Source organism: Micromonospora sp. WMMA1363 (assembly GCF_030345795.1).
Lineage (GTDB): Bacteria > Actinomycetota > Actinomycetes > Mycobacteriales > Micromonosporaceae > Micromonospora.
On record NZ_JAUALB010000007.1, the window covers coordinates 1 to 3,757 of the forward strand.

Sequence of the window (3,757 nt, forward strand, 5' to 3'; positions counted from 1 at the left end):
GCCTACGGGCAGAACCCTGGCCTGCGGGGCTGGTTGGAGGATCGGGACATCGCGTACGTGATGGCCACCCGACGCGACGATCGGGTGCCCTCCGGGCTGCACACCACCACCGGTGTCGACGAGCTGATCGGCAGGGTGCGTGCGGGCGCGTGGCAACGACTGTCGTGTGGTGACGGCGCGCACGGGCCGCGCCGCTACGACTGGGCTCGGCTGCCGATCCGCCGCACCTTTGCCCACGGCCGCCGCGGCTGGGTCCTGGCCCGACGCTCGATCACGGATCCCGGCGACATCGCCTACTACGTCTGCTTCGGCCCCCGCGGCACCCGACTACGCGACCTGGTGCGGGTCGCCGGTAGCCGTTGGTCGGTGGAGGAATCGTTCCAGACCGCGAAGAACGAGGTCGGCCTGGACCAGTACCAGGTCCGCCGCTACGACGCCTGGTACGCCCACATCACCCTCGCGATGGCCGCCGCCGCGTTCCTCGTCGTCACCCGCGCCCTCGAAGCCGCAAAGGGGCACCACCGCAAACGAGCGCAGCCAGATCCCGCTGAGCAGCAACGAAATCCGCCGCCTGTTCGCCCACCTCGTCCTGACCACCCGCCGTCGAGCCGACCACATCCTGCGCTGGTCCGACTTCCGCCGTCGCCGCCAGGAACAAGCCCGAGCCGCCCACTACCGCAAACGACTCAAACCGCCATAAGTCACGACCCGCCGTTGCAGTATTAGGCCCTTGGGCGGGGTAGCCGACTGCCGGCATTGCCGTGCCCGGACTCGATCGGACACCGCCGTGCGGCGACCTCGGGTCGACCACTCCCGACTTCCGCGAAGTGGAGTGGATCACCGTGGCCGTGCGGTGCAGGATGGTGGGATGGGACGGGCGACTGATCGGCGTGGGGTGCTGCGGATCGACCTCGACGCGGCGGACGACCGCACCTCGGTCCAGCGCCGGGACACTCTCGCCGTGGAGGAACCGTTGGAGATCCGGGTGGGCCCGGCCGGTCCCGGGCGGCGGCGCCCGCTCGCGGTCACCATGCGCACCCCCGGTGACGACCTGGACCTGGCGGTCGGCTTCCTGCTCACCGAAGGGTTGATCAGGTCTGCCGACGACGTACGCACCGCGCAGCTCTGCGCCGGGGCGGAGGCCCCCAACACGTACAACGTGGTGGACGTCGTGCTCGCGCCCGACGTACGGAGCCAACCGTCGACCCGGCCCGTACTTCTACACGACCAGTTCCTGCGGCGTGTGCGGCAAGGCGAGCATCGACGCCGTGCGGACCCGGTCGCGCTTCGGTGTGATCCACGATCCGCTGCGGGTGCCCGCGACGGTCCTGGCTGATCTGCCGGAACGGCTGCGGGCGGCGCAGCACGCCTTTGACCGTACCGGTGGCCTGCACGCGGCCGGGCTGTTCGGTGCGGACGGCGAACTGGTGGCCCTCCGCGAGGATGTCGGCCGGCACAACGCCGTCGACAAGGTGGTCGGCTGGGCGGTTCGGCAGCGGCGACTGCCGCTGGTCGGGCACGTGCTGCTGGTCAGTGGGCGGGCGAGCTTCGAGTTGACCCAGAAGGCGTGGATGGCCGGAATACCGCTGCTGGCGGCGGTCTCCGCGCCCAGCACGCTCGCCGCCGACCTGGCCGCCGAGGCGGGGATCACCCTGGTGGGCTTCCTGCGCGGGCGCAGGATGAACGTCTACGCCCACCCCTACCGCATCACCACCTGATCGGCGCGGCGGCGCACCTGTCCCGGCACCCGCACCGCCGGCCACCCGTCGAGGCGCGACGGAGGCACTCCACGCCGGAGCAGGTCGTCCAGGAGCAGCGCGAGCGGGTAGTCGGGATGCAGGGTGAGCACCCGTTCCAGCGCCACTGCGGCCAGTGCACCCTGGCCTGCCCGCCAGGCGGCGAACGCCAACAACGAACCGGGTGCTCACCCTGCATCCCGACTACCCGCTCGCGCTGCTCCTGGACGACCTGCTCCGGCGTGGAGTGCCTCCGTCGCGCCTCGACGGGTGGCCGGCGGTGCGGGTGCCGGGACAGGTGCGCCGCCGCGCCGATCAGGTGGTGATGCGGTAGGGGTGGGCGTAGACGTTCATCCTGCGCCCGCGCAGGAAGCCCACCAGGGTGATCCCCGCCTCGGCGGCCAGGTCGGCGGCGAGCGTGCTGGGCGCGGAGACCGCCGCCAGCAGCGGTATTCCGGCCATCCACGCCTTCTGGGTCAACTCGAAGCTCGCCCGCCCACTGACCAGCAGCACGTGCCCGACCAGCGGCAGTCGCCGCTGCCGAACCGCCCAGCCGACCACCTTGTCGACGGCGTTGTGCCGGCCGACATCCTCGCGGAGGGCCACCAGTTCGCCGTCCGCACCGAACAGCCCGGCCGCGTGCAGGCCACCGGTACGGTCAAAGGCGTGCTGCGCCGCCCGCAGCCGTTCCGGCAGATCAGCCAGGACCGTCGCGGGCACCCGCAGCGGATCGTGGATCACACCGAAGCGCGACCGGGTCCGCACGGCGTCGATGCTCGCCTTGCCGCACACGCCGCAGGAACTGGTCGTGTAGAAGTTACGGGCCGGTCGACGGTTGGCTCCGGTACGTCGGGCGCGAGCACGACGTCCACCACGTTGTACGTGTTGGGGGCCTCCGCCCCGGCGCAGAGCTGCGCGGTGCGTACGTCGTCGGCAGACCTGATCAACCCTTCGGTGAGCAGGAAGCCGACCGCCAGGTCCAGGTCGTCACCGGGGGTGCGCATGGTGACCGCGAGCGGGCGCCGCCGCCCGGGACCGGCCGGGCCCACCCGGATCTCCAACGGTTCCTCCACGGCGAGAGTGTCCCGGCGCTGGACCGAGGTGCGGTCGTCCGCCGCGTCGAGGTCGATCCGCAGCACCCCACGCCGATCAGTCGCCCGTCCCATCCCACCATCCTGCACCGCACGGCCACGGTGATCCACTCCACTTCGCGGAAGTCGGGAGTGGTCGACCCGAGGTCGCCGCACGGCGGTGTCCGATCGAGTCCGGGCACGGCAATGCCGGCAGTCGGCTACCCCGCCCAAGGGCCTAATACTGCAACGGCGGGTCGTGACTTATGGCGGTTTGAGTCGTTTGCGGTAGTGGGCGGCTCGGGCTTGTTCCTGGCGGCGACGGCGGAAGTCGGACCAGCGCAGGATGTGGTCGGCTCGACGGCGGGTGGTCAGGACGAGGTGGGCGAACAGGCGGCGGATTTCGTTGCTGCTCAGCGGGATCTGGCTGCGCTCGTTTGCGGTGGTGCCCCCTTTGCGGCTTCGAGGGCGCGGGTGACGACGAGGAACGCGGCGGCGGCCATCGCGAGGGTGATGTGGGCGTACCAGGCGTCGTAGCGGCGGACCTGGTACTGGTCCAGGCCGACCTCGTTCTTCGCGGTCTGGAACGATTCCTCCACCGACCAACGGCTACCGGCGACCCGCACCAGGTCGCGTAGTCGGGTGCCGCGGGGGCCGAAGCAGACGTAGTAGGCGATGTCGCCGGGATCCGTGATCGAGCGTCGGGCCAGGACCCAGCCGCGGCGGCCGTGGGCAAAGGTGCGGCGGATCGGCAGCCGAGCCCAGTCGTAGCGGCGCGGCCCGTGCGCGCCGTCACCACACGACAGTCGTTGCCACGCGCCCGCACGCACCCTGCCGATCAGCTCGTCGACACCGGTGGTGGTGTGCAGCCCGGAGGGCACCCGATCGTCGCGTCGGGTGGCCATCACGTACGCGATGTCCCGATCCTCCAACCAGCCCCGCAGGCCAGGG

At 71.3% G+C, this 3,757-nt stretch carries 4 protein-coding genes and 3 pseudogenes; 4 read left to right on the plus strand and 3 right to left on the minus strand.

Features of this window, described 5'->3' with window-relative positions; genetic code table 11:
* The 3 genes and pseudogenes from QTQ03_RS28810 to QTQ03_RS28820 all read left to right on the plus strand — a co-directional run.
* Positions 1 to 495, plus strand: a pseudogene (locus QTQ03_RS28810) (IS701 family transposase); the annotation flags it as partial.
* A 373-nt stretch (positions 496 to 868) separates the two neighbouring features.
* Positions 869 to 1,336, plus strand: coding sequence for a formate dehydrogenase accessory sulfurtransferase FdhD (locus QTQ03_RS28815; protein ID WP_289281151.1), 468 nt, complete (start codon positions 869 to 871; stop codon positions 1,334 to 1,336).
* A complete protein-coding gene (locus tag QTQ03_RS28820; RefSeq protein ID WP_289281152.1) occupies positions 1,269 to 1,718 on the plus strand; it encodes a formate dehydrogenase accessory sulfurtransferase FdhD in 450 nt (149 codons plus the stop codon). Before QTQ03_RS28815 ends, QTQ03_RS28820 begins: the two co-directional genes overlap by 68 nt.
* Here the strand turns inward: QTQ03_RS28820 and QTQ03_RS28825 are convergent.
* Positions 1,700 to 1,924 (minus strand): annotated as a pseudogene (locus QTQ03_RS28825) (DUF4192 family protein); the annotation flags it as partial. The gene QTQ03_RS28820 and the pseudogene QTQ03_RS28825 sit on opposite strands and share 19 nt — an antisense overlap.
* Here QTQ03_RS28825 and QTQ03_RS28830 point away from each other — a divergent pair.
* The gene (locus tag QTQ03_RS28830; protein WP_289281153.1) at positions 1,921 to 2,070 is read left to right on the plus strand and encodes a hypothetical protein; all 150 of its coding nucleotides are present in this window, start codon (positions 1,921 to 1,923) and stop codon (positions 2,068 to 2,070) included. The pseudogene QTQ03_RS28825 and the gene QTQ03_RS28830 overlap by 4 nt on opposite strands.
* Here QTQ03_RS28830 and fdhD read toward each other — a convergent pair.
* Both fdhD and QTQ03_RS28840 read right to left on the minus strand, forming a co-directional pair.
* Positions 2,052 to 2,902: pseudogene (fdhD, locus tag QTQ03_RS28835) on the minus strand (formate dehydrogenase accessory sulfurtransferase FdhD). The gene QTQ03_RS28830 and the pseudogene fdhD sit on opposite strands and share 19 nt — an antisense overlap.
* Before the next feature lie 317 nt (positions 2,903 to 3,219).
* Positions 3,220 to 3,757, minus strand: a 538-nt coding sequence (locus tag QTQ03_RS28840; protein WP_502889894.1) for an IS701 family transposase, incomplete at its 5' end; no start/stop codon positions are given.

Coding starts and splice junctions, on each gene's coding strand:
- QTQ03_RS28815 (WP_289281151.1), top strand. CDS start 869: ATGGGACGGGCGACTGATCGGCGTGGGGTGCTGCGGATCGACCTCGAC.